Source organism: Nocardia crassostreae (assembly GCF_001613405.1).
GTDB classification, from domain to species: domain Bacteria; phylum Actinomycetota; class Actinomycetes; order Mycobacteriales; family Mycobacteriaceae; genus Nocardia; species Nocardia crassostreae.
Genome location: NZ_BDCH01000005.1, coordinates 40,276 through 62,168, shown reverse-complemented (window position 1 = coordinate 62,168; position 21,893 = coordinate 40,276). Strand labels below are relative to the sequence as shown.

The window sequence follows — 21,893 nt, the reverse complement described above, 5'->3', positions numbered from 1 at the left end:
CCGATAGGAAGCCATGAGCGCCCGCCGGTGGCTTTTCGAGACTCAGAACACTCGGGAAATGCCTGGTGCGCACCCATTCCGTTCACCGTGATCGGAATGGGCGCGACCGAGGCCGGTCAGTCGGCGAACAGGCCCTCGACGGCCGTGATGAAGTACGGGAAGTGGCTCGCGAACCGGTGCAGATCGGCATCGCCGTCGAAACCGCCGAACCAATACAGACCGGGCACGCCGTCGTCACTGGGATTCAGATCACGCCACACCCGCACCCAGTGATCGCCCCGCCGCCCGGCCACCATGAACGGCAGCCCGCGCGAGAACATGAGCTCCTGATACGCCTCGGGGACACGATGCGGAACGGTGCCGTCCAGGGCGCGCACCATGCCCTGTACGCGCGTCGCCATATCCCGGCCGAGCGCGGTGCGCGAGGGCAGATAGCGGGGGAGCAGCAGTGCGGCCACGCCGCCCAGCGCGATGGCCACACCCACCAGCGCGTGCCCGGGACCGAGCGCCAGGACCACGGTCGCGATCGCACCGGCCGCGATGAGGCCGACGCCGAGCCAGAATTCGAAACCGCGCCGGGTGCGATCGATGAAGGCCCCGCGCGTGGTGGCATCGTCGATCAGAGCCTCGCGCACCCGCGCCACGGGCATCTTCCCGCGCAGTTCGGACAGCAGCACGGCATCGGCGCCGTCGGGCAGCAAGGCCGAGTAGACGGCTCGTTCGTACCCGCTGAGGTGCTCGTCCGGCGGGTTCATGCGGGAGAACCGCCAATCCGACTCCCCGGCCACCGCCATCCAGATATAGCTGCGCACAGCCAGATCCACGACGGTGGCGGCCATATCCCAGGAGTCCACGTAGCCGTCCACCAGCAGCCCGGCCATGCCCGGGGTGACACCGTCCGGTGAGGCGAACTGCGCCCGATCGCCCTCGCGCTGCAGCGGATCCAGCACATCGTCGTCGCCCGGCCGGACCCGCCGCGCCCACACCACATAGCCCGCCGCGGCCGCCAGCCCGGCCAGCAGCACTCCGAAGGCCGCCAGCACCGGACCCGTCACCGAGAACGGCCCGGGCGCATTGTCGTCCTGGATATCGGCATTGGCCTCGACGGTGCCGGGCGGGAGTTGCAGGGTCACATCGAGCACATCACCCTTGCGCAGATCGGTCTTCTCCAGATGCGCGACTCCATCCGGTTCGACCCGAATGTCCGCGCAGTCCTGGGGATCTCCCGGCGGGCCGATGGTGCACTCGGTGACGCCCATCCGGAAATCGGGACCGGTCACCGTGGCGCTGATCGACGCCACATCGGTGTTCAGCACGCCGGTCCAATGGAATACCTGCGCGCCCGAGGCATTGCTGACCGTGTTGTGCACCGTGTACTTGACGGTCACCGAACCGGGTCGCGCCACAATGGTGAACCGGTCGTCGCCAAGCGTCGCCTCGCCATCGCCCGCGGCCGACACATCGCTGACCTCGAAGCTGCGCTGCACCCCTTCGGCGATCTGCACGCGCAGCGGCAGCACCTGCCGGAATTCCCCGCCCTCGGGCACTTCCACGGTTTCGGTGACACGCAACAGCCCGTCATCACCGAGATCCACCTCGGCGATGATCCGCACCCCGTCCGGTTGCGCCCAGGCGTTCGGCGCGGCCAGCCCTAGTACCGCGAGGAGCAACGCGACGAGGGCAGACCCCCGAAAAATCCGCATGGAAGGCTACTTTAGACAGCTTGCTATCCTTCCGAAGCGGCTGTCGGTTGTCTCTGAGAACGAGGGGGTGCGGGGGGATGACTCGACCACCGTCCGGACAAGGACCGAATTCAGCCGGTGGACTGCCACCGCAGCCGGGCCAATGGCCCGCGCCGCCACCGCAATCACCCCGCCAGGCACAGGGCCCCGGCCATCCCCAGGGCCCGGGTCAGCCGCAACGGCCATGGCAGCCGCCGGACCCCGGGCAGCCGCGTCCGCCCCAGCAGCCCCCGGCGCAGGGCTATCCCCAGCGGTCCGGACCGTCACCCGCACAAGGCTTTCCGCAGGTACCCGCATATCCCCAGCGCCAGGGCTATCCGCCGCCCGGCTACCGGCCGCCGTCCGGTTACGGGGCCCCGGCGCACGCCCAGCCCCGGCAACCCGGCTACCGCCCACCCATGCCCCCGCCCGCCGCCGCCACTCCGGTGGGCGCGGCGACCTATGTCCGGCCCGCGCCGCCGCGGCGACGGCGCTGGGGCACGCTGGTGCTCATACTGGTCATCCTGGTGTCCACCGTGGTGCTGCGCGCCGCATTCAAAAACGGACTGGACGCACTGGGTTCGGGCGATTCCGTCCAGACCACTTACGATCCGGAACCGGGCGGCGCCACCCTCGGCGTGGCCGATACCGCGAACAACCCGCTGGTCACCGATTCCGATCTCACCCTGCTGCCCGCGCGCTGCGACTACTCCACGTGGAGCACCGACGTGAGCACCGCGCGCACCTTCTTCGAAACCGCCGCGGGGTGTCTGGAGAGCGCCTGGAAACCGGCATTCGACGCGGCCGGACTGGCTTTCGAACCGCCGAAGCTCATGGTCTCCGCCGACACCAGCGGCATCACCACGCTGTGCACCGGCAACAGCAGCAATTTCGCCGCCTTCTACTGCTCGGCCGACAAGACCATCTACATGCCGATCAGCCAGCTGCAGACCGACCTGTTCGGTGACAACTGGGTCGTCTACCTCTCGGTCTTCGCCCACGAATACGGCCATCACGTTCAGGCCCAATCCGGCATTCTCGGCAAGGTGCACAGCGAACGCCGACAGGCCGGTGCGCGTAGCGATCTCGGCCTGGAAATGTCCCGCCGCACCGAACTGCAGGCCAACTGCTTCGACGGCATGTACCTGTCGTCCTCGTCCGGCGGCGGCTCGCTGACCTCGGCCCAGATCAATGTGGCCCGCAACGACGCCTACGGCCGCGGCGACGCCCCCGGCGATATGCGCGATCACGGCACCTCGCAGAACGGCGGGGCCTGGTTCGAGATCGGCTACGACGAGAACCGCACCTTCGAGTGCAATACCTTCAACGCACCCGCCGCCAAGGTGAAGTAGGCGAAAAGCGGCGGGGCGGCGGGTCTTCCGACCCACCGCCCCGCGGCATCCGTCCGTTCGAGCTCAGTGCCCGAACGGCCCCTCACCGAGCTTGCGCGGCCCGTGGCCGTGCCCGCTCACACCTTCCGCGTACGCCGTCTCCGCGTGCAGCGCGAAGTCGATACCGGAAACCTCGTCCTCCTTGCTGACCCGGAAACCGATCAGCCGGTCGATGACCTTGCCCAGCGCGAACGACACGCAGAATGCGAAGGCCGCCACCGCGATCACGCCCACCGCCTGCTTGCCCAGCTGCGTGAGCCCGCCGCCGTAGAGCAGGCCCTCCACGCCGTCCTCGCCCGTCATGGCCCGATTGGCCAGCAGGCCGATCAGCAGCGTGCCGACCACGCCGCCGACGAAGTGCACGCCCACCACATCGAGCGAATCGTCGTAGCCGCCCTTGAACTTCCAGCCCACCTCGAACGAACACAACACGCCCGCCGCCAGACCCACGAGCAGCGCGCCGAAGGTGTTCACATAACCGCAGGACGGCGTGATCGCCACCAGGCCCGCCACCGCGCCGGAGGCCGCGCCGAAGGTGGTCGGCTTGCCGTCGCGCACCTGCTCCACGACCAGCCAGCCCAGCATGCCGAGGCAGCCCGCGACCAAGGTGTTCAGGAATACCGCCGCCGCGGTTCCATTGGCCGACAAGGCCGAACCGGCATTGAAGCCGAACCAGCCGAACCACAGCAGGCCCGCGCCCAGCAGCACGAACGGCAGATTGTGCGGGCGCATGGCATCGGTCTTGAACCCGATGCGCGGACCCAGCACCAGTGCCAGCGCCAGCGCCGAAGCGCCGGAAGCGATCTCGACGACCAGCCCGCCCGCGTAGTCCAGCGCGCCGAACCGCGCCAGCCAGCCGTCCGGCGTCCACACCCAGTGCGCGATGGGCGCGTACACGATCAGTGCCCACACCGGCACGAAGATCATCCACGCCGCGAACTTGGCGCGATCGGCAATGGCGCCGCTCACCAGGGCGATGGTCAGAATCGCGAAGGTCAGCTGGAAGGTGACATACAGCAGTTCCGGGATGGCGGTGTTCTCCCGCACGGTGCTCGGGTCGATGCCTGACAGCCCGAAGAACTCGACATTGCCGATGAGCCCGCCGCCCGCGTCCTCGCCGAAGGCGAAGCTGTACCCGGCGAGCAGCCACACCACCGTCACCAGCGGAATGGAGATGAAGCTCATCATGAGCATGTTGAGCACACCGCTGGAGCGCACCATGCCGCCGTAGAAGATGGCCAGTCCCGGCGTCATGAGCAGCACCATGGCCGTGGCCGCGAGCAGCCAGGCGGTCGCTGCCGGATCGATGGTAAAGGTCATGTTGGGGGGAACTCCTTCCGCGCGTGATCGCGTTGCACGGAAGTTACCTTTTCCTCACGTTTCGGCGCTGTTACGAAAATGAGGACTTGGATACGTGTCTGTAACAGGTCTAGCTGCGGCGATCCCGGCTCTTCCAGGTCAGGGCCCGCAATCCGCGAGGTCCGGGCAGCGGCAGGCCGTCGTCGAGGGCCATCCACTCGGCGGTGGTGAGCCACTGCTGCTGGGCGCGGGCGTCGGCAGTGTCGTTGAACACGCGGCGGCCGCGATCGTCACGCAGTTCGTAGGCGAGGACCGACCAGCGCGGCGGGCGGCCGTTCTCGGTCACCTGATCGCGCAGATAGGCCGCGACCAAGGTGCCGATGGTATTCACCGGGCGCAGCGAAACCCGATTGCCATAACGCGCGGCGTGGAAACGCCTTCCCGCGCACAGGGATCGGGGTGTGGCGTTATAGGCGATCCACCCGGTGCGCTGCGCGCGCTCGATCAACCACAAATGTTTGACCGACGTCGGCGGAATACTGCCGACCTGATCGCGAATGAGATTGAAAACCGGCTCGAAAAGCAGAATGTCGCGACGGGTGGGACCGGTTCCGTGCGCGGTCCAATATTCGTCGGTCAGCTTGGCGAGCACCCGGCCGAAATCGTCGATGCTGCGCTGGGCGCGGCGGCCCAGGCGTTCGATGCGCTCGGCCTCGGCGCGAATGTCGTTCTGCACGATGAGGGTGTTGATGGCCGCCATGGTCGGCACCTGGCCGCGTTCGAGCAGCTCCAGAATGGCATTGGCGGTGGCGGGATCGGCGGCTGCGGAGACCGGTAGCGAATCACGCTTGAGGTCGTAGTCCTGCGGGGCGATGGCTCGGCTGAGCAGATCGACGGCGGCGGTGTTACCCGCGAAGTCGGTGCTGGAGAGCCAGGCTGCGGCGATGACGTCGTGCTGCGGCACTTGGGCGATTCCTCCGGGAGATTTGGTTGTGCCCCGGTCGGGATGAGGGACCGGCCGGGGCCACCAACCTGATGAAGGTTTGGCTACCGAAGTTGCCGATGTCCACGGTAGCCAAACGATTGCGATCTTGCTGCATCGGTTGATGGGATCGTTATGTCGGCTAGGTGGAGTTGAAACCTAACGCACATCAGTAAATGGTGATCTTGGGTGGAAGTGACGTCCGGCTAGCCCATTCTGAAATTGCGCTGAGAATTTGCTCGCCCGCATCGCAAACTTTGCGGTCGGTCTGAAGTGTTTTGAACGGGCGACCGGAATGCATGTGATTTGAGTCACGGGAATGGATGTCCAGCATGGATGAACGCTGAAATCCGGACAACCGGCGAGCCGATCGGAAGCCGCGCGGGCAGCGAATCGCTCGATGTCGCCCCTACTCGGTACCCTCGGGCCGTGGCTCTGTACCGGAAGTACCGACCGGCAACGTTCGCTGAAGTGGTGGGGCAGGAGCACGTCACCGATCCCCTGAGCACCGCGCTCGACACCGGCCGGATCAGTCATGCCTATTTGTTCTCCGGCCCGCGCGGCTGCGGCAAGACCTCCTCCGCGCGCATCCTCGCGCGCTCGCTGAACTGTGTGGAGGGACCGACCTCCACACCGTGCGGCGTCTGCTCCTCGTGTGTGGCTCTGGGCCCGGGCGGTGCGGGCAATCTCGATGTCATCGAACTCGACGCCGCGAGCCACGGCGGCGTCGACGACACCCGCGAACTGCGCGACCGCGCCTTCTACGCGCCCGCCGAATCCCGCTACCGCGTCTTCATCGTGGACGAGGCGCACATGGTCACCACCGCGGGCTTCAACGCGCTGCTCAAGATTGTCGAAGAGCCCCCGGCCCACCTCATCTTCGTCTTCGCCACCACGGAACCGGACAAGGTGCTGCCGACCATCCGGTCCCGCACCCACCACTACCCCTTCCGCCTGCTCCCGCCCGCCACCATGCGCGGCCTGCTCGGCAAGATCTGCGATCAGGAGAATGTGCAGGTCGAAGAGTCGGTGTACCCCTTGGTCATCCGGGCGGGCGGCGGCTCCCCCCGCGACAGCCTCAGCGTCCTGGACCAGCTGCTCGCGGGCGCGGGCCCCGAGGGCGTCACCTACCCCCGCGCCGTCGCCCTCCTCGGCGTCACCGACGTCGCCCTGATCGACACCGCGGTCGAGGCCCTGGCCGCCGCCGACGGCGCGGCCCTGTTCTCCACCATCGACCACGTCGTCGAGGCGGGCCACGACCCCCGCCGCTTCGCCACCGACCTCCTCGAACGCCTCCGCGACCTCATCCTGCTGCGCGCCGTCCCCGACGCCGCCGACCGCAACCTGGTGACCGGCCCCGGCGACGTCCTCGACCGCATGCGCGACCAGGCCACCCGCATCGGCCCCGCCACCCTCACCCGCTACGCCGAACTCCTCCACGAGGGCCTCGGCGATATGCGCGGCGCCACCGCCCCCCGCCTCCTCCTCGAGGTCATCGCCGCCCGCATGCTCCTCCCCGCCGTCTCCGACGCCGAAACCGCCACCCTGCAACGCCTGGAAACCCTGGAACGCCGGGTAGCGAGCGGCCCCCTCCCCGCCACCGCCCAATCCGCCGCTCCCGCCGCCGCGCCGTCATCCGCCGCCCCGGCGGCTCCCGCCGCCTCCGGCGAGCCCCGCCGCCGCGGCGCGGAAGCTCTTGCCGCCCTGCGGGAAAGCCGCTCCGGAAAGGGCGTTGCCCCGACCGCGACCACGCCGGTTCAGCCGTCCCAGCCGGTGTCCGATCCGGCCGTCGCCGGGAACCACGATCAGCCCGGCCAGGTCGCCGCGCCGCATGCTCCCGCTCAGCAGCCGCAGGCGTCTGCTGGTGCAGCCGCCAGCGGCGGTGAATCCGCGCAGTCGGCGGGTGCGGCCACAACAGCGGCGCCGCAAGGGAATTCGCCGGAGCCCGCCCGGCCTGCCGCAGTCCGCCCACCGGAGATGAACGCGGTGGGTAGCGTTTCCGCCGAAACCGCGCCACCCGCCGCTGCGCCGCAACCGGTTTCCTCGCCAGCGGCAAGCGCCACCTCGGCCCCGGCTCAGCCGACAGGACCGCAGCCGGATTCCGCGACGGCCCCCGGTTCGACCGCGCCGTCAGCAGCCGAGGCCGCTGCGCAGCCCATGGGCCAGTCGCCCATCTCGCAGGGCGCGGCGGTGGCTCCGAACAAGATGGCGTTCTCGCCGCAGTCGGCCGAGGCATCCGGGACTCCCGAGTCCGCCGCGCCGTCGGTGGATGCGGACTCCGCCGCGGGGCACCCGCTCACCAGCGCACCGGAAAGTGCTACTGCGCAAGGCGCTCCCACTGTGCATGAGCATGCTGCCGCCGCTGCGCCGAGTGCTCCCGCTGCCACTGCTGGCACGGCCGTGTCCGGGGTTCCCGCCGCCTCTGCGACTGCGGCTGCGCCGGAAGCGGTCGGGCCCGGAAGTGTCGCTGGGGCTGCAGCCGTGTCCGAGGCCATGGAAACATCGCCGGCCGCCGAGCTCGCGGCCACGCCTGCGGAGGCCACGCCTGCGGAGGGCATCGCGCCCACGGCGGGGGATTCCACGGGGATGGCCGAGCTGTCCGGGGCGGATGTGCTGCGGGAGATCGAGGGGGCCTGGGCGGATATCCGTACGAAGGTGCGGGAGTTCGGTTCCGCCGCTTTGCAGGCGCTGTTGTCGGGCGGGACGGTGCTGCGGGTCGAAGGGCAGACGATCGTCTTCGGGCATCAGCATGCGCCGCTGGCGCAGCGGTTGTCGCAGCCGCAGAACCTCGATGCCGTGCGGTCGGCCGTGCAGGCCGTGCTGGGGCGTGCGCACGACATCAAATGGGAGGTCGGGGGATCCGGGCAGGCCGCCGCGGGGCGCGGGGCGGGGACCGGGCCCGGGGCGGGCAAGGGTGCTCCGAAGAAGGAAGCGCCGCGGTTCTCGCGGCCGAGTCAGGCCAAGGCGGCGAGTGGGGCGGCCACCGCGCCCGCGGCCGCCGGGAATGCGGGTGGGTGGGGCAGTGCCGCGACCCCTACCGGCGGGGGTGCGGACAACCGTTCGGCGGGTGCGAATCCGGCGGGCGGCGGGACCGGTTTCGCGCCGCCGGAGGACGATATTCCGCTGCCTGACGGGCCGGACCTTCCGGACGATCCGGGACCGTCGTACTACTCGTCGGTAGGTTATGACGGCGTCCCACCTGCTACTACGGAGGAAGAGGAGCGGGAGATGTTGGCGGACGCGGCCCGGCCGGTCCCGGCCGAGGAGCGCCGCGACCCGGATGAGGTGGCCTTGGAACTGCTGCGGTCGGAATTGGGGGCCACTCCGCTCGAGGGTTGACAGTTCCCCTGTGAGGCACATTAAGTTAACCGGAGTTCGCACTCGGCGGTACTATGATCGGGTGGCCGTGAGTATCGGTTGGCGAGGGTTCTAAGGTATGCCCAGGCGTACGGGCTGCCAGAGCGCACGTCGGCCGGTTCGTGGGGCTGTTTGTACAGCGTCAGGACGGTCGGTCGACGAGGCCGATCGGCCAGGGTTACCCGCGGCCGCCCGCACAACGCGGTGTCGGCGCACCTTGAGGAAGGAAAACTCCGATATGACCACAGAGGCCTACATTTACGAGGCCATCCGCACCCCGCGCGGCCGCAACAAGAAGGGGTCGCTGCACTCGGTCAAGCCGATCGATCTGACCACCGGTCTGGTCGAGGAGCTGCGGAACCGTTACCCGAACCTGGACGAGGATCGGATTTCGGACATCATCCTGGGTGTCGTCTCCCCCGTGGCCGACCAGGGCGCCGATATCGCCCGCACCACGGTGCTGGCCGCCGGTCTGCCCGACACCGTCGGCGGCGTGCAGATCAACCGCTTCTGCGCCTCCGGCCTGGAGGCCGTGAACCTGGCCGCCCAGAAGGTGCGCTCCGGCTTCGAGGACCTGGTCCTCGCCGGCGGCGTGGAGTCCATGTCCCGCGTGCCGATGGGCTCCGACGGCGGCGCCATGTTCATGGACCCGGCCACTGCGTACCCGAACTACATCGTCCCGCAGGGTATCTCGGCCGACCTCATTGCCACCATCGAGGGCTTCACCCGCGATGACGTGGACGCCTACGCCGTGCGCTCGCAGGACCTGGCCGCCAATGCCTGGAAGAACGGCTACTTCAAGAACTCGGTCGTCCCGGTCAAGGATATGAACGGCCTGACCGTGCTGGACAACGACGAGCACATGCGCCCCGGCACCACCGCGCAGGATCTGGCCAAGCTGAATCCGGCCTTCGCGGGCATCGGCGATATGGGCGGCTTCGACGCCGTCGCCATGCAGCGCTACACCTACGTGGAGAAGATCGACCACGTGCACCACGGCGGCAACAGCTCGGGCATCGTGGACGGCGCCGCGCTGGTGCTGGTCGGCTCCGAGGAGGCCGGTAAGGCTTCCGGTCTGACCCCGCGCGCCCGCGTTGTGGCCACCGGCATCTCCGGCGCCGACGCCACCATCATGCTGACCGGCCCGACCCCGGCCGCGGAGAAGGCGCTGGCCAAGGCCGGCCTGAAGCGTGAAGACATCGACATCTACGAGATCAACGAGGCCTTCGCCTCCGTCGTCCTGAAGTTCCAGAAGGACCTGCAGATCCCGGACGAGAAGCTGAACGTCAACGGCGGCGCCATCGCCATGGGTCACCCGCTGGGCGCCACCGGCGCGATGATCACCGGCACTGTGATCGACGAGCTGCACCGTCGCAACGCGCGTTACGGCCTGATCACCCTGTGCATCGGCGGCGGCATGGGTGTCGCCACCATCATCGAGCGCGTCTGACGCCCACCGACATTTCTTCAAGGGAGAACGAAAGACTGTGACCCAGAACATGATCGGCTGGGAAAAGGACGCCGACGGCATCGTCGTGCTGACCATGGACGACCCGAACCAGGGCGCCAACACCATGAACCAGCTCTACAAGGACTCCATGCGGGCCACCGTGGACCGCCTGGTCGCCGAGAAGGACGACATCACCGGTGTCGTCATCACCTCCGCGAAGAAGACCTTCTTCGCCGGCGGTGACCTCAAGAACATGATGCAGACCGGCCCGGGCGACGCGGCCGCCATCATGGAGGAGCTGACCTTCATCAAGAGCGACCTGCGTCGTCTCGAGCAGCTCGGCAAGCCGGTCGTATCGGCCATCAACGGCGCTGCCCTCGGCGGCGGCCTGGAGATCACCCTGGCCACCCACTACCGCATCGCCGCCGATGTGAAGGGCCTGAAGCTGGGCCTGCCCGAGGTGAAGCTGGGCCTGCTGCCCGCCGGTGGCGGCGTCACCCGCATCACCCGCATGCTGGGCATTGCCAACGGCCTCATGGGCGTGCTGCTGCAGGGCACCGAGTTCAATGCCGCCAAGGCCAAGGCCACCGGCCTGATCAACGAGGTCGTCGGCACCGTCGAGGAGCTGGTCCCGGCCGCCAAGGCGTGGATCAAGGCCAACCCGGACAAGGGCGTGCAGCCCTGGGACGTCAAGGGCTTCAAGATCCCGGGCGGCACCCCGACCACCCCGTCGCTGGCCGCCAACCTCCCGGCCTTCCCGGCCAACCTGCGCAAGCAGCTCAAGGGCCAGAACATGCCCGCCCCGCAGGCCATCATGGCCGCCTCGATCGAGGGCGCGCAGGTCGATTTCGACAATGCCTCGCTCATCGAGTCCCGCTACTTCGTCTCGCTGCTGACCGGCCCGGTCGCGAAGAACATGATCCAGGCGTTCTTCTTCGACCTGCAGTCGATCAACAACGGCGGTTCGCGTCCCAAGGACGTGCCCAAGCGTGAGATCAAGAAGGTCGGCGTGATCGGCGCGGGCATGATGGGCGCGGGCATCGCGTACGTCACCGCCAAGGCCGGTATCGACGTCGTCCTCAAGGACGTCACCATCGAGGCCGCCAACAAGGGCAAGGACTACTCGGTCAAGCTCGAGGAGAAGGCCCTCTCGCGTGGCAAGACCACCGAGGAGAAGTCCAAGGCGCTGCTGGATCGCATTACCGCGACCGCCGACGCCGCCGACTTCGCCGGTGTGGACTTCGTCATCGAGGCCGTGTTCGAGAACCCGGAGCTCAAGGCCAAGGTCTTCGGCGAGATCGAGGACATCGTCGACGCCGACGCGCTGCTCGGCTCCAACACCTCGACCCTGCCCATCACCCTGCTGGCCAATGGCGTGAAGCGGGCCGAGGACTTCATCGGCATCCACTTCTTCTCGCCGGTCGACAAGATGCCGCTGGTCGAGATCATCAAGGGCGAGAAGACCTCCGGCGAGGCCCTGGCCCGGGTGTACGACTACACCCTCGCCATCCGCAAGACCCCGATCGTGGTGAACGACTCGCGTGGCTTCTACACCTCGCGCGTCATCGGCAAGTTCATCAACGAGGCCATCAAGATGCTCGACGAGGGCATCGACCCGCAGACCATCGAGCAGGCCGGTCTGCAGGCGGGCTACCCGGCGGCGCCGCTGAAGCTGTCGGACGAGCTGAACTTCACCACCATGCAGAAGATCTACAAGGAGACCGCCGAGGCCATCGTGGCCGCCGGTGGCGAGATCGACGCCGCTTCGGGCGCGACCGCCGGAATCCTGGACAAGCTGGTCGGCGAGTTCGACCGCAAGGGCAAGGCGGGCGGCGCGGGCTTCTACGACTACGTCGACGGCAAGGCCACCAACCTGTGGCCCGAGCTGCGCACCCTGTTCAAGACCTCGCGGGAGCTGCCGGAAGGCGTCACCCTGCAGGACCTGAAGGACCGCATGCTCTTCGCCGAGGCCATCGAGACCCAGAAGTGCTTCGATGAGAACGTGCTGACCACCACCGCCGACGCCAATATCGGCTCCATCTTCGGCATCGGCTACCCGGCCTGGACCGGTGGCACCCACCAGTTCATCGTCGGCTACCCGGGTGGACAGGAAGGCTTCGTCGCGCGCGCCGACGAGCTGGCCGCCAAGTTCGGCGACCGCTTCCAGGTGCCCGCCTCGCTGCGGAAGTAACCATCGGCGCTGCTGCGCTGAATCACCCGGCCCGGGTCGCGATCGCCGCGACCCGGGCCGGTGTGTTTCCGGAGCCCCGACGTCCCGGCCGGGTATTTGGAGGTAAACCCGAATTCCGACCAGACATGTGCGTGCCGCGCTACGTTTGGATGAGTGCGGGTGATGCCGACTCCACCCGTAAGCTCGGTACGTGCACTTCCAGGTTCGAGGTGGCCAGATGAATCCACAGGCGCACCCGGGGGGCTCCGGGGGCGACTCGACGCGAGCCGAGTCCGCCACCCAGGGGTTCGTGACCATGAGCATCACCGACGAGCTCGAGGCCATGGGGCTGGGTGAGGCCGAGGAGATCGGCCGGGGTGGGTTCGGGATCGTATTCCGTTGTGCGCAAAGGGCGCTGGACCGCGTGGTGGCGGTGAAGGTGCTGTCCTCGGAGATCGACGAGGAGAGCCGGGAGCGGTTCCTGCGCGAGGAACAGGCCATGGGGCGGCTGTCCGGGCATCCGAATATCGTGGACATCCTGCAGGTGGACGTGACGCCGACCGGGCGGCCGTTCATTGTCATGCAGTACGCCACGCACGGGTCGCTGGAGCGGCTGGTCCGCGAGAACGGGCCCTTGACGTGGTCGGATTCCCTGCGCGTCGGGGTGAAGCTGGCGGGGGCCATCGAGACCGCGCATCGCGCCCAGGTGCTGCACCGGGATGTGAAACCGGCGAACGTGCTGCTGAGCCGCTATGGCGAACCCCAGCTCACCGACTTCGGAATCGCCCGCATCCCAGGGGGTTTCCGCACCTCGACGAGCATGATCACCGGATCCCCGGCATTCACCGCCCCGGAGGTGCTGAAGGGGGAGGAGCCGACTGTCCGCTCCGATGTATACGGTCTCGGATCCACCCTGTTCGCCTTGCTGACCGGTCACGCCGCCTACGAACGGCAGGCGGGGGAGAAGATCGTCGCCCAGTTCCTGCGCATCACGAGCCAGCCGCTGCCGGATCTGCGGGCGCTGGAGATACCGGCCGATGTGGCCGCGGCCATCGAGGCCGCCATGTCCCCGGATCCGGTGAACCGGCCGGGCTCGGCGGTGGAATTCGGGGATATGCTGCGCGGCATCCAATCCGAGCACGGCCAGGTGCCCGATGAGATGGCGCTGCTGGACGGTTCGACGAACGGCGGGCCCGATGGGGATTCCGATGCCACCCAGCAGTATTCGCGCCAGCGCACCGGCACGGTGGTGACCGCGCCGCGCAATCGCTCGCTGAGCCTGCGGCCGCCGGAGCCCGCGTCCAGCGGTGTGTTCCCGGCGCCGGGCGGTACCGGAACGACCCTGCCGCCCACGGCCGTCACCAAATTCCGGCCGCCGCGCCCGGCCCGGGAACCGGTGCTGCGCCCGCGGCTGCTGGAACCGCTGCGCGCGGGGGGACGGCGGCGGCTGGCGGTCATCCATGGTCCGGCGGGATTCGGTAAGAGCACGCTGGCCGCGCAGTGGTGCGCCGAGCTCACCGACCGCGGTATTCCGGTGGCCTGGATCGGCGTGGATCGCGATGACGACAACGAGGTGTGGCTGCTCGCGCACATCATCGCCGCCATTCGCAGGGCGCGCCCGGAGCTCGGGGCCGGACTGGAGCAGGTGCTCGAGGAGCGGCCCGCCGACGCCGTGTCGTATGCGGTGACCGCGCTCATCGACGAGGTGCACGCCGGTGGCGCGCCCATTGTGGTGATCGTGGACGACTGGCACCAGGTCACCGATGCGGGAGCGCACCGGGTGCTGGAGGCGCTGCTCGACAGTGGCTGTCACCATTTGCGTTTCGTGGTCACCAGCCGGGAGCGCGCCGGGCTGCCGCTGAACCGCATGCAGGTGGCCGACGAACTGGTCGAGATCGGGTCCGGGCAGCTGCGTCTCACCGGAGACGAGACGCGGCAGATCCTGGTCGATCGCACCGGTATCGAGCTCACCGATCGGCAGGTCGAGCAGATTCACGCCGCCACCGACGGCTGGCCCGCGGCCATCCAGTTCGCGAGTCTGTCGCTGCGCGCGGGCGATCAGGATCCGGATCAGCTCATTGCCCGGCTGTCCGGGGACAACAAGGCCATTCGCGACTATCTGGCCGAGAACGTGCTGGATTCGCTGGATCCGCGCATGCTCGACTTTCTGACCGCCATCGCGGTGCCGGAGCGGGTGAGCGCTTCGCTGGCCGAGGCGCTCACCGGCGCCACCGATGCCGCCGAACTGCTGGAGCAGGCCGAGCAGAGAGAGTTGTTCATACATCGGATCTCCGAGGATTCCGGCGTGTACCGGATGCAGCCCATGGTGGCCGAGCAGCTGCGCGCCCGGCTGGAGCGCGCTCAGCCGGGGCAGGTGAAGGCCCTGCACCGCAAGGCATCTCGCTGGTTCGCCGAACATCAGATGCTGCGGCAGTCGGTGGATCACGCGCTGGCCGCCACCGATTTCAAGTTCGCGCTGGATCTGGTCGAGAGCGGCGGCATGGATCTGATCGACCGGTCCCGGCTTGCGACCTTGTTCGCCACGGTGTCGAAACTGCCGGTGCAGCAGGTGGCTTCGCGGTCCAAGCTGCTCATGGCGCTGGCGCGGGCCAATGTGACGCTGCAGCAGTCGGGCGCGGCCCGTACCGCGCTGGGGCGGCTGTCCAATATGCTGGCCCGTAGCGCGCCCACCGATGCGGAGGCGATCAACCAGCGATGTCAGGCGGCGGTCCTGGCGGCCGCCGATCAGGTGGCGCGCGATCGCACCGACGGCGTCATGGACCGCCTCACCGACTGCCTGGCCCTGGCCGAGGATCTGCCCGCCTGGACGGTGTCCACCGCGGCGAATCTCGTGTCCTTCGTGCGCCTGTGTGAGTTCGATTTCGAGGGTGCGAACACCATGCAGGAGTGGGCCGCCCCGTATCACGCGCGCTCCGCCGATCCGCTCGGCGTGGTCTTCGGTCTCTGCGGCCAGGGTGATGCCGCCTATGAGCAGCTCGATATCACCACGGCCACACAGTTTTTCGAACAAGCCTGGCAGACCGCGCGGGACCGCTCCGGTCCGCGCTCACACCCGGTCCGGGTGGCGGGCGCGCTGCTGGGCGAGGTCGCCTATCGCCGTGGCGATCTGGACACCGCCGCCGCCCGGCTCGACGAGGGCGCCCGAATCGCCATGGACCGCAAGCTCACCCGCCTGGCGGCGCATATTCGCGCCGAACGGCTGCGCCTGGGCCTGCCCGCCGATCAGCTCACCGCCGGGCTGGTCACCGATCCGCCTATCCGCCCGGTCCGCCATCTCACCCGGCGCGGCCGTGCTGGCCGCGGAGGCCGAGGAGATCGCCACCATCCGCGCCCTGCTCGCCCGGCACTACGCCGGGGTCGACCGCGCCTACGCCGATGATCTGGCCCCGCTCGGCACCGACGACACCCTCGTCAAACGCGCCCGCGCCCTGCACGGCCGCATCCGCGAAAAGCGCCGTCCCCGAGCCGAACTCGACTCCGCCCTGCTCCTCGCCGAATCCCTCTCGGCCGCCGGTTGGATGGGTGAGGCCATAGCGGTCCTCACCCCGGTCGTCCTCCGCTGTGCCGACCTCGGCTGGCCGCGTCCCATCCAGGACGCGGGGCCCGGTGTGCAGAATGTGCTGCGCACGCTGCGCACCGAGATGCCCCTGGGCAATACCGACGGGGTGGAACTGCCCCGCGCCTTCCTGGATTCCCTGTGAGGAAGGCGCCGAGGGTTCCGGTCAGGCGTTCCACCACGGGCGCAGCGGGACCGTCCAGGCCTTGTCCGCGCCCAGTTTGACGCCCAGCACCTGGTGTAGCTGGACGACATTGGTTTCGAAGCCGAGCTGGCAGCCCGCCATATAGAGGCCCCAGACCTTGGCGGTGCCCTCGCCGACCTCGGCGACGGCGGCGTCCCAGTTCCGGACCAGGTTGTCGCACCATTCGGCGAGGGTCAGCGCGTAGTGGCGGCGCAGGTCCTCTTCGTGCAGGACCTCCAGGCCCACGTTCTGGATCTCGGAGATGATGCGGCCCGAGCCCGCCAGTTCGCCGTCGGGGAAGACGTAGCGGTCGATGAAATCGCCCGCCTTGGTGGTGCGGGTGTTGTCGGGGCGGGTGATCGAGTGATTGAGGAACAGGCCGCCCTCACGCAGCTTGGACTTCATGAACTCGAAGTAGGCCGGATAGTTGTGCACGCCGATGTGCTCGGTGAGGCCGATGGAGGAGACGGCGTCGAAACCGCTCTCGGTGACATCGCGGTAATCGGAGTGGCGCACCTCGGCCAGGTCGGACAGGCCCTCCTCGGCAATCTTGGCCTGCGCCCATTCGGCCTGTTCGGCCGACAGGGTCGCGCCGATGACCTTGACGCCCCGCTTGGCGGCGTAGCGCACCATGCCGCCCCAGCCGCAGCCGATATCGAGCAGCCGGTCACCGGCCTTCAGATTCAGCTTCTCGAAGACCAGCCGGTACTTGTTCTCCTGCGCCTGCTCGAGGGTCCAGTCCTCGTCCCCGTACACCGCGCAGGTGTAGGTCATGGACGGGCCCAGCACGTACTCGTAGAAGGTATTGGAGACGTCGTAGTGGTGGTGGATGGCCTCGGCATCGCGAGTCTTGGAGTGCCGCAAGCCTTCCAGCGCGATGCGCCGCCAGCGCGGCAGCGTCTCCTGCGGCGGCGGCGCGATGGGCTTGAGCAGTTCCCAGCCCAGCGAGCGCGCGATGACGACCAGCTGCAGGGCGGTGGGGCGGTGGAACTTCAAGTTGCCCAGGGCCCTCAGCAGGTCGTACGGGTCACCGGGATGGACGCCCGTGGCCTCCATATCGCCCGCGATATAGGCGCGGGCCACGCCCAGATCGCCCGGCGCGGTGGCGATGTAGTTGACCCCGCGCGGGTTCTTGATCTCCAGGCCGAATTTCGAGTCGGCCGGGCCGGTGGTACTGCCGTCGTACGCCGTGAAGCGAATCGGCATCGGCCCGTCGATGAGGGTCTCGAAGATCTCGGCAATGCTGAGCTTGCTCCCGAGCTCGGCGAAAACGTCGGAACGGTCCTTGAACGTGGTCACTTGCGTTGCACCGCCTTCGAATACAGATCCAGTAAACGATGATCCGGGTCGTAGTGCTGCTTGAGTTTGGAATACGTGTCGCCGCCGTAATACAGGTCGGCGAACTCGTCTTTGTCGTAGTAGGAATCCGAGTACAGCGATTTGTGCCCGTCGAGGGCGGACACCTCGCGTTCGATGGCGCGATTGGCCGCGCCCTCGATCTGACCGGCCACGGTCGGCACCGCCGACCAGAAGCCGACGTTCACATAGGTGCGATTCGGTTCCAGCGGGCACAGCGGCCACGGCCGCTCACCGTCGCCGGTATCGCGCAATCGCAATGGGCACAACCAGATCGGCTCGATCGGTATGTCCCGCAGGAACCAGTCCAGGAAGTCGGCGGTGCGCTCGATGGGCACCTCGATGTCCTGCACCACCCGCTCCCGCGGCAGATTGCCCTGGCGGGCCTCCAGCCTGTCGCCGATATGGAACTTGTGATCGAGCGCGATGAGCTTCCAGTAGAAGCTGCTGCGCCGGTACTGCTTGGGCCAGAACCGGCGGATGCGCGGATTCTGCGCGCCGAAGGCCCGCGAGCACCAGAACCAGTCGGTGTCCCAGCGCCACAGGTAGTCGCCGATGGTCAGCCGATCGCGTTTCGGTTCCTTGCCGTCGTGCTGGATCGACCGGTAGAAGATGTCCATCCCGGTGTAATCGCTGACCGGGCCCGGTTCATCGGTCTGGCGGCCGAGCACCAGATAGCTCTCGTCGGCGGTGAACACCACGCCGTCGAGATAGTCGACCTGCTCACCGGCGTACGAGCGGTCCGCGATGATCTGCGCCATGGCCGCCTCCAGCTCCCGCAGTTCATGAAACCGCAAGTGCCGCAGCGCCACAAACGGTTTCACCGTTTCCAGCTCGATCTTCAGGCGGGTGGAGTACCCGAGGGTCCCGTAGGAGTTCGGGAAACCCCGGAACAGCTCGGCGTTCGCTCCGTCCGGGGTGGCGGTGACGATCTCGTCGGATCCGGTCAGCACGTCCATCTCCAGCACCGATTCGTGCGGGAGGCCATTGCGGAACGAGGACGATTCGATGCCGAGTCCGGTGACCGCTCCGCCCAGGGTGATGGTCTTCAGCTGCGGCACCACCAGCGGCGCCAGCCCGTATCGCAGGGTGGTGGCGACCAGATCCTCGTAGGTGGTCATGCCCGCCACTTCGGCGGTGCGCGCCTGCGGGTCCACCGCGATGACCCGGTCCAGACCGGAAACGTCCAGGCCGGGGGCGGTATTCTTGGCCCGCGCGCGGAACAGATTGGATGTCTTCTTGGCCAGCCGGACATTGGCGTCGGGCGGTATCGCACGATAGGACGCCAGCAGTCGATCGACCCCGGCGCGGTGCGCGGCAAAACCTGATTCCTGTGCGGCCGGTGCGCGGCCGACCTTCCCCAACAGACTCACTGCCACCCTCGGAACGCTATCGTGCACCGCCGGGTGCGGCCAGTAGGAGAACACCGGCGGGGCGGTTTTTCACGCACAGTTTGCATGTGCGCGTGCGGAACTACCTGCCATATCCGAGGCTATTCCCGGTCCCGTGGTGATCATTCTTACTTCGGCTAACGATTTGAAAACGAATGACCGCGCGCCCTATGTGATGGGCGCGCGGCCATTCGGCTATCGGATCGGGATCAGTAACGCTGCTGCGGCGGATAACCCGGCGGGGCACAACCCGGCTGGGGATAACCCTGCGGCGGAGCGCCGTAACCGGGCGGCGGGCCGTACTGCGGCGGTGCGGGATAACCCTGCGGAGCGGCATAGCCTTGCGGTGCAACGTAATTCGGGGCGTACCCGTACTGCGGGCCCGGCTGCGGATAGGGCTGGTTCGGCGGGAACTGCGGCGGCATGCCGGGTCCCGGGCCATTGCTCCCGCCGCCCCCGCCGCCCGGGGAACGCTTGAACTCGCCGATCAGCATGACCGCGCCGCCCACGGCGAGCAGTCCGCCGATGCCGAACAGGATCCAGGGCGTCCAGCCGTTGCTCTCCTTCTGTTCGTCATAGCTGCGTTCGGTGGTCTTCCCCTTGCGGGTGGTGGTGCAGGTGTCACCGGGATGCATCTCCCGGTTGCCGCACATGACCTTTCCGCTCCCGGAGTCGCCGAGCGTGACGACACCGCCGACGAGGAGCGCGCATCCGATGACGACGGCAGCGAGATACGACACCACGTTCTTGACGCGGCGCACGGTGTGCATGGTTGGAACGATTCCCCTCGATGAAACCGGGTACCTGTACCCCGGGTACTACAGACGAAATCCAGTCGCGCTGGGTTGCGGCGTAGCATAACCGGGCGGCACCAGAGCCGGGGAATCAATAAGGAGCACATGGTGGGACAGGTCAGCGCCTCCAGTTCGATCGTCGTGACGGCCGATCCGAAGCGGGCCCTCGACGCGATCGCGGACTACGAGTCGGTGCGCCCGCGCATCCTCTCGCCGCACTACCGCGATTACAAGGTGGTCGAGGGCGGCAAGGGCGCCGGCACCGTGGCCGAGTGGACCCTGCAGGCCACCGAGAAGCGGGTGCGCAATGTGCGCGCCGCCGTCTCGGTCTCGGATTCCATGGTGACGGAACGGGATTCGAACTCCTCCATGGTCACCACCTGGACCGTGACACCGTCCGGCGCGGGCTCGCTGGTCACCGTGCGCACCAGCTGGAAGGGCGCGGGCGGCATCGGCGGCATCTTCGAGGGCATCTTCGCCCCGCTCGGCTTGAAGAAGATCCAGGCCGAGGTGCTCGAGAACCTGAAGAAGGAACTCGCCTAACTCGCGGCGATATCGAAGAGGTTGCCCTCCGGGTCGGCCATGGTGGTCCATTGGCCGCCGTACTCGTCGAAATCGGCGATGTGCTTGGCGCCGAGGGCGATCGCGCGGTCGATCCGGGCGGGCAGATCGTCGGCGGTCAGGTCCAGGTGGACGACGTTCTTGCCGGGCGTCTTGTCCGGAACGCGGATGAACATGAGCAGCGGTGACGCGCCCGCGCTCCGGCCGACGGTGGTGAAGTCGGCAGTGGCCTCCGAGTCCACCGGCAATTCGAGCAATTGGGCCCAGAATCCGGCCAGTTCGGCGGCGTTCTCGCAGTCGAAGGTGATGTTGGCGATCTGCACTGTCATGGTGCTGTCCTTTCAGAGCCGACCAATGGGCCAGCAGATTTCGGTGATGTACTCGGCCGGCTCGACCTCGCCGGGTCCGGCCAGATAGCGTTCGCGAATGGGTTCGGCGAGCGCGGCGTCGTGTTCGGCCACATGGGAGCCGAGGGCCCCGTAGGTGAGGTCGAAATCGGTGAACGGTCCGTGGTGCACGGCAATGGCGAATCGGCGGGCGGGCAGTTCCAGCACGGTCCCGTGCGCCGCGGCGCGGTCCCGGTCGGCCGGTGCGATGGGGACGAGGGCCACCACCTCGCCCTTGTCCTCCTCGAAGAACTCCAGCGAATAGGTGGCTCCGCCGGGCCCGTCCGGCTGGATGCCCGCGCTCTCCAGCGTCCCGTACAGCGCGCCGAACGAGCTGTCGCACCAGTCGTCGATACGGTCCCGCGCCACCGTCTCGGCCACAGCCAGCGTGGGATGGCTTGGAATGGAACGGTATTCGACCTCGACGGCGATCCGGCTCGGCGGCAGCAGCAGCGTGCGCAGCGAGGCCACCACATCACGGGTGCGTATGAGTTCGGCCTCCATGCGTTCGAGGTGCGCCCGCAGCGCGGCATCGCGCGATTCCCGATCCGGTGCGGCCAGGACCTCCCGAATCTCGGGCACGGGCATGTTCAGATCGCGCAACCGGCGAATGAGATGCGCCTGCTCCACCTGATCGGTCGAATAGAACCGATAGCCGGAGCTGGGATCGATATCGGCGGGTTCCAGCAGGTCGATCTCGTGGTAGTAGCGCAGCGCCTTCACACTGAGGTGGCTGAGCCGGGAGAACTCACCGATCGGAACCGTTGCTGTCATGCTCACAGCGAACACTCTCCTCCCGGGGGAGAGTCAAGCTAAGGGGGTTTGGGGGCCTGGCCCCCAAACCCCTATCGCCGGGGGCGGGTCGAGTACGCCGGGTCCGCGACTAGGCTGGGGGACGAAAAGTTCCCCGCAGAGAGGACACCCCGTGCAGCCCGGTGGAGAGTTCGATATCCAGCAGTTGATGGCCCAGGCCCAGCAGATGCAGCAGGCCGTCATGGCCGCGCAGCAGGAGATCGCGGAGTCCGAGGTGGAGGGCGAGGCGGGCGGCGGCCTGGTGCGCGCCAAGATTCGCGCCACCGGCGAGGTGCTGGCGCTGACCATCGATCCCAAGATCGTCGATCCGGAGGATGTCGACACCCTGCAGGATCTGGTCATCGGCGCGCTCAACGACGCCATGAACAATGCGCAGAACCTGGCCGCGGAACGGCTGGGCCCGCTGGCCGGCGGGCTCGGCGGTGGCGGCGGCATGCTGCCCGGCTTCTGATCGGACCGGC

General features: G+C 68.0%; 16 protein-coding genes. 8 read left to right on the top strand and 8 right to left on the bottom strand.

The annotated features are described in order from the left end of the window. Nucleotides 1-116: 116 nt before the first annotated feature. On the bottom strand, nt 117-1,703 hold the full coding sequence (locus tag NC4_RS02715; RefSeq protein ID WP_067531822.1) for a DUF2207 family protein: 1,587 nt from the start codon (nt 1,701-1,703) through the stop codon (nt 117-119). 437 nt (nt 1,704-2,140) lie between these two features. Here NC4_RS02715 and NC4_RS02710 point away from each other — a divergent pair, with 437 nt between their 5' ends. Then, nucleotides 2,141-3,073 carry a neutral zinc metallopeptidase gene (locus NC4_RS02710; RefSeq protein ID WP_067531820.1) on the top strand — a complete coding sequence of 311 codons (933 nt, stop codon included), beginning with the start codon at nt 2,141-2,143 and terminating at the stop codon, nt 3,071-3,073. Between the two features lie 63 nt (nt 3,074-3,136). Here NC4_RS02710 and NC4_RS02705 read toward each other — a convergent pair whose 3' ends face one another. After that, nucleotides 3,137-4,432, bottom strand: coding sequence for an ammonium transporter (locus NC4_RS02705; RefSeq protein ID WP_067531818.1), 1,296 nt, complete (start codon nt 4,430-4,432; stop codon nt 3,137-3,139). A gap of 109 nt (nt 4,433-4,541) precedes the next feature. After that, complete coding sequence (locus tag NC4_RS02700; protein WP_067531816.1) at nt 4,542-5,375, bottom strand: hypothetical protein; 834 nt, start codon at nt 5,373-5,375, stop codon at nt 4,542-4,544. Nucleotides 5,376-5,822: 447 nt separating this feature from the next. Between NC4_RS02700 and NC4_RS02695 the strand changes: the two genes are divergently transcribed. The 5 genes from NC4_RS02695 (at nt 5,823) to NC4_RS42095 (ending at nt 16,092) form a co-directional block, all read left to right on the top strand. Then, the gene (locus NC4_RS02695) at nt 5,823-8,732 is read left to right on the top strand and encodes a DNA polymerase III subunit gamma and tau (protein ID WP_067531814.1); all 2,910 of its coding nucleotides are present in this window, start codon (nt 5,823-5,825) and stop codon (nt 8,730-8,732) included. Between the two features lie 256 nt (nt 8,733-8,988). Continuing rightward, the gene (locus NC4_RS02690; protein ID WP_067531812.1) at nt 8,989-10,200 is read left to right on the top strand and encodes an acetyl-CoA C-acetyltransferase; all 1,212 of its coding nucleotides are present in this window, start codon (nt 8,989-8,991) and stop codon (nt 10,198-10,200) included. Between the two features lie 49 nt (nt 10,201-10,249). Beyond that, entirely contained in the window at nt 10,250-12,391 is a 2,142-nt protein-coding gene (locus NC4_RS02685) for a 3-hydroxyacyl-CoA dehydrogenase NAD-binding domain-containing protein (protein WP_067531911.1), read from the top strand. 217 nt (nt 12,392-12,608) lie between these two features. Continuing rightward, a complete protein-coding gene (locus tag NC4_RS02680) occupies nt 12,609-15,770 on the top strand; it encodes a protein kinase domain-containing protein (protein ID WP_439957471.1) in 3,162 nt (1,053 codons plus the stop codon). Further along, the gene (locus NC4_RS42095) at nt 15,682-16,092 is read left to right on the top strand and encodes a hypothetical protein (protein WP_245721452.1); all 411 of its coding nucleotides are present in this window, start codon (nt 15,682-15,684) and stop codon (nt 16,090-16,092) included. The genes NC4_RS02680 and NC4_RS42095 overlap by 89 nt, the downstream gene beginning before the upstream one ends. A gap of 21 nt (nt 16,093-16,113) precedes the next feature. Here the strand turns inward: NC4_RS42095 and NC4_RS02675 are convergent, their stop codons facing one another. The 3 genes from NC4_RS02675 to NC4_RS02665 all read right to left on the bottom strand — a co-directional run bounded on the left by NC4_RS02675 (nt 16,114) and on the right by NC4_RS02665 (nt 19,648). After that, nucleotides 16,114-17,430, bottom strand: a complete 1,317-nt coding sequence (locus NC4_RS02675) for a class I SAM-dependent methyltransferase (RefSeq protein WP_067531810.1) — start codon at nt 17,428-17,430, stop codon at nt 16,114-16,116. Continuing rightward, nucleotides 17,427-18,860, bottom strand: coding sequence for an FAD-binding oxidoreductase (locus tag NC4_RS02670; protein WP_067531809.1), 1,434 nt, complete (start codon nt 18,858-18,860; stop codon nt 17,427-17,429). Before NC4_RS02670 ends, NC4_RS02675 begins: the two co-directional genes overlap by 4 nt. A gap of 227 nt (nt 18,861-19,087) precedes the next feature. Further along, nucleotides 19,088-19,648 (bottom strand): hypothetical protein, encoded by a 561-nt coding sequence (locus NC4_RS02665; RefSeq protein ID WP_067531807.1) that lies wholly within the window; start codon nt 19,646-19,648, stop codon nt 19,088-19,090. 132 nt (nt 19,649-19,780) lie between these two features. On the opposite strand from NC4_RS02665, the gene NC4_RS02660 reads away from it, so the two are divergent. Next, nucleotides 19,781-20,215 carry an SRPBCC family protein gene (locus NC4_RS02660; RefSeq protein ID WP_067531909.1) on the top strand — a complete coding sequence of 145 codons (435 nt, stop codon included), beginning with the start codon at nt 19,781-19,783 and terminating at the stop codon, nt 20,213-20,215. On the opposite strand, the gene NC4_RS02655 is transcribed toward NC4_RS02660, so the two are convergent. Then, complete coding sequence (locus tag NC4_RS02655; protein ID WP_067531805.1) at nt 20,212-20,562, bottom strand: VOC family protein; 351 nt, start codon at nt 20,560-20,562, stop codon at nt 20,212-20,214. The genes NC4_RS02660 and NC4_RS02655 overlap by 4 nt on opposite strands. 12 nt (nt 20,563-20,574) lie before the next feature. Continuing rightward, nucleotides 20,575-21,393, bottom strand: coding sequence for a MerR family transcriptional regulator (locus tag NC4_RS02650; protein ID WP_067531803.1), 819 nt, complete (start codon nt 21,391-21,393; stop codon nt 20,575-20,577). A gap of 151 nt (nt 21,394-21,544) precedes the next feature. Here NC4_RS02650 and NC4_RS02645 point away from each other — a divergent pair, with 151 nt between their 5' ends. Then, complete coding sequence (locus NC4_RS02645; protein ID WP_067531801.1) at nt 21,545-21,883, top strand: YbaB/EbfC family nucleoid-associated protein; 339 nt, start codon at nt 21,545-21,547, stop codon at nt 21,881-21,883. Nucleotides 21,884-21,893: the final 10 nt, after the last annotated feature.

Bases quoted from the DNA above. Each gene is read 5' to 3' on its own strand.
- NC4_RS02710 (WP_067531820.1), top strand. From the start codon at position 2,141: ATGCCCCCGCCCGCCGCCGCCACTCCGGTGGGCGCGGCGACCTATGTC.
- NC4_RS02715 (WP_067531822.1), bottom strand. From the start codon at position 1,703: ATGCGGATTTTTCGGGGGTCTGCCCTCGTCGCGTTGCTCCTCGCGGTA.
- NC4_RS02655 (WP_067531805.1), bottom strand. From the start codon at position 20,562: ATGACAGTGCAGATCGCCAACATCACCTTCGACTGCGAGAACGCCGCC.
- NC4_RS02665 (WP_067531807.1), bottom strand. From the start codon at position 19,648: ATGCACACCGTGCGCCGCGTCAAGAACGTGGTGTCGTATCTCGCTGCC.
- NC4_RS02705 (WP_067531818.1), bottom strand. From the start codon at position 4,432: ATGACCTTTACCATCGATCCGGCAGCGACCGCCTGGCTGCTCGCGGCC.
- NC4_RS02690 (WP_067531812.1), top strand. From the start codon at position 8,989: ATGACCACAGAGGCCTACATTTACGAGGCCATCCGCACCCCGCGCGGC.
- NC4_RS02650 (WP_067531803.1), bottom strand. From the start codon at position 21,393: ATGACAGCAACGGTTCCGATCGGTGAGTTCTCCCGGCTCAGCCACCTC.
- NC4_RS02680 (WP_439957471.1), top strand. From the start codon at position 12,609: ATGAATCCACAGGCGCACCCGGGGGGCTCCGGGGGCGACTCGACGCGA.
- NC4_RS02685 (WP_067531911.1), top strand. From the start codon at position 10,250: ATGATCGGCTGGGAAAAGGACGCCGACGGCATCGTCGTGCTGACCATG.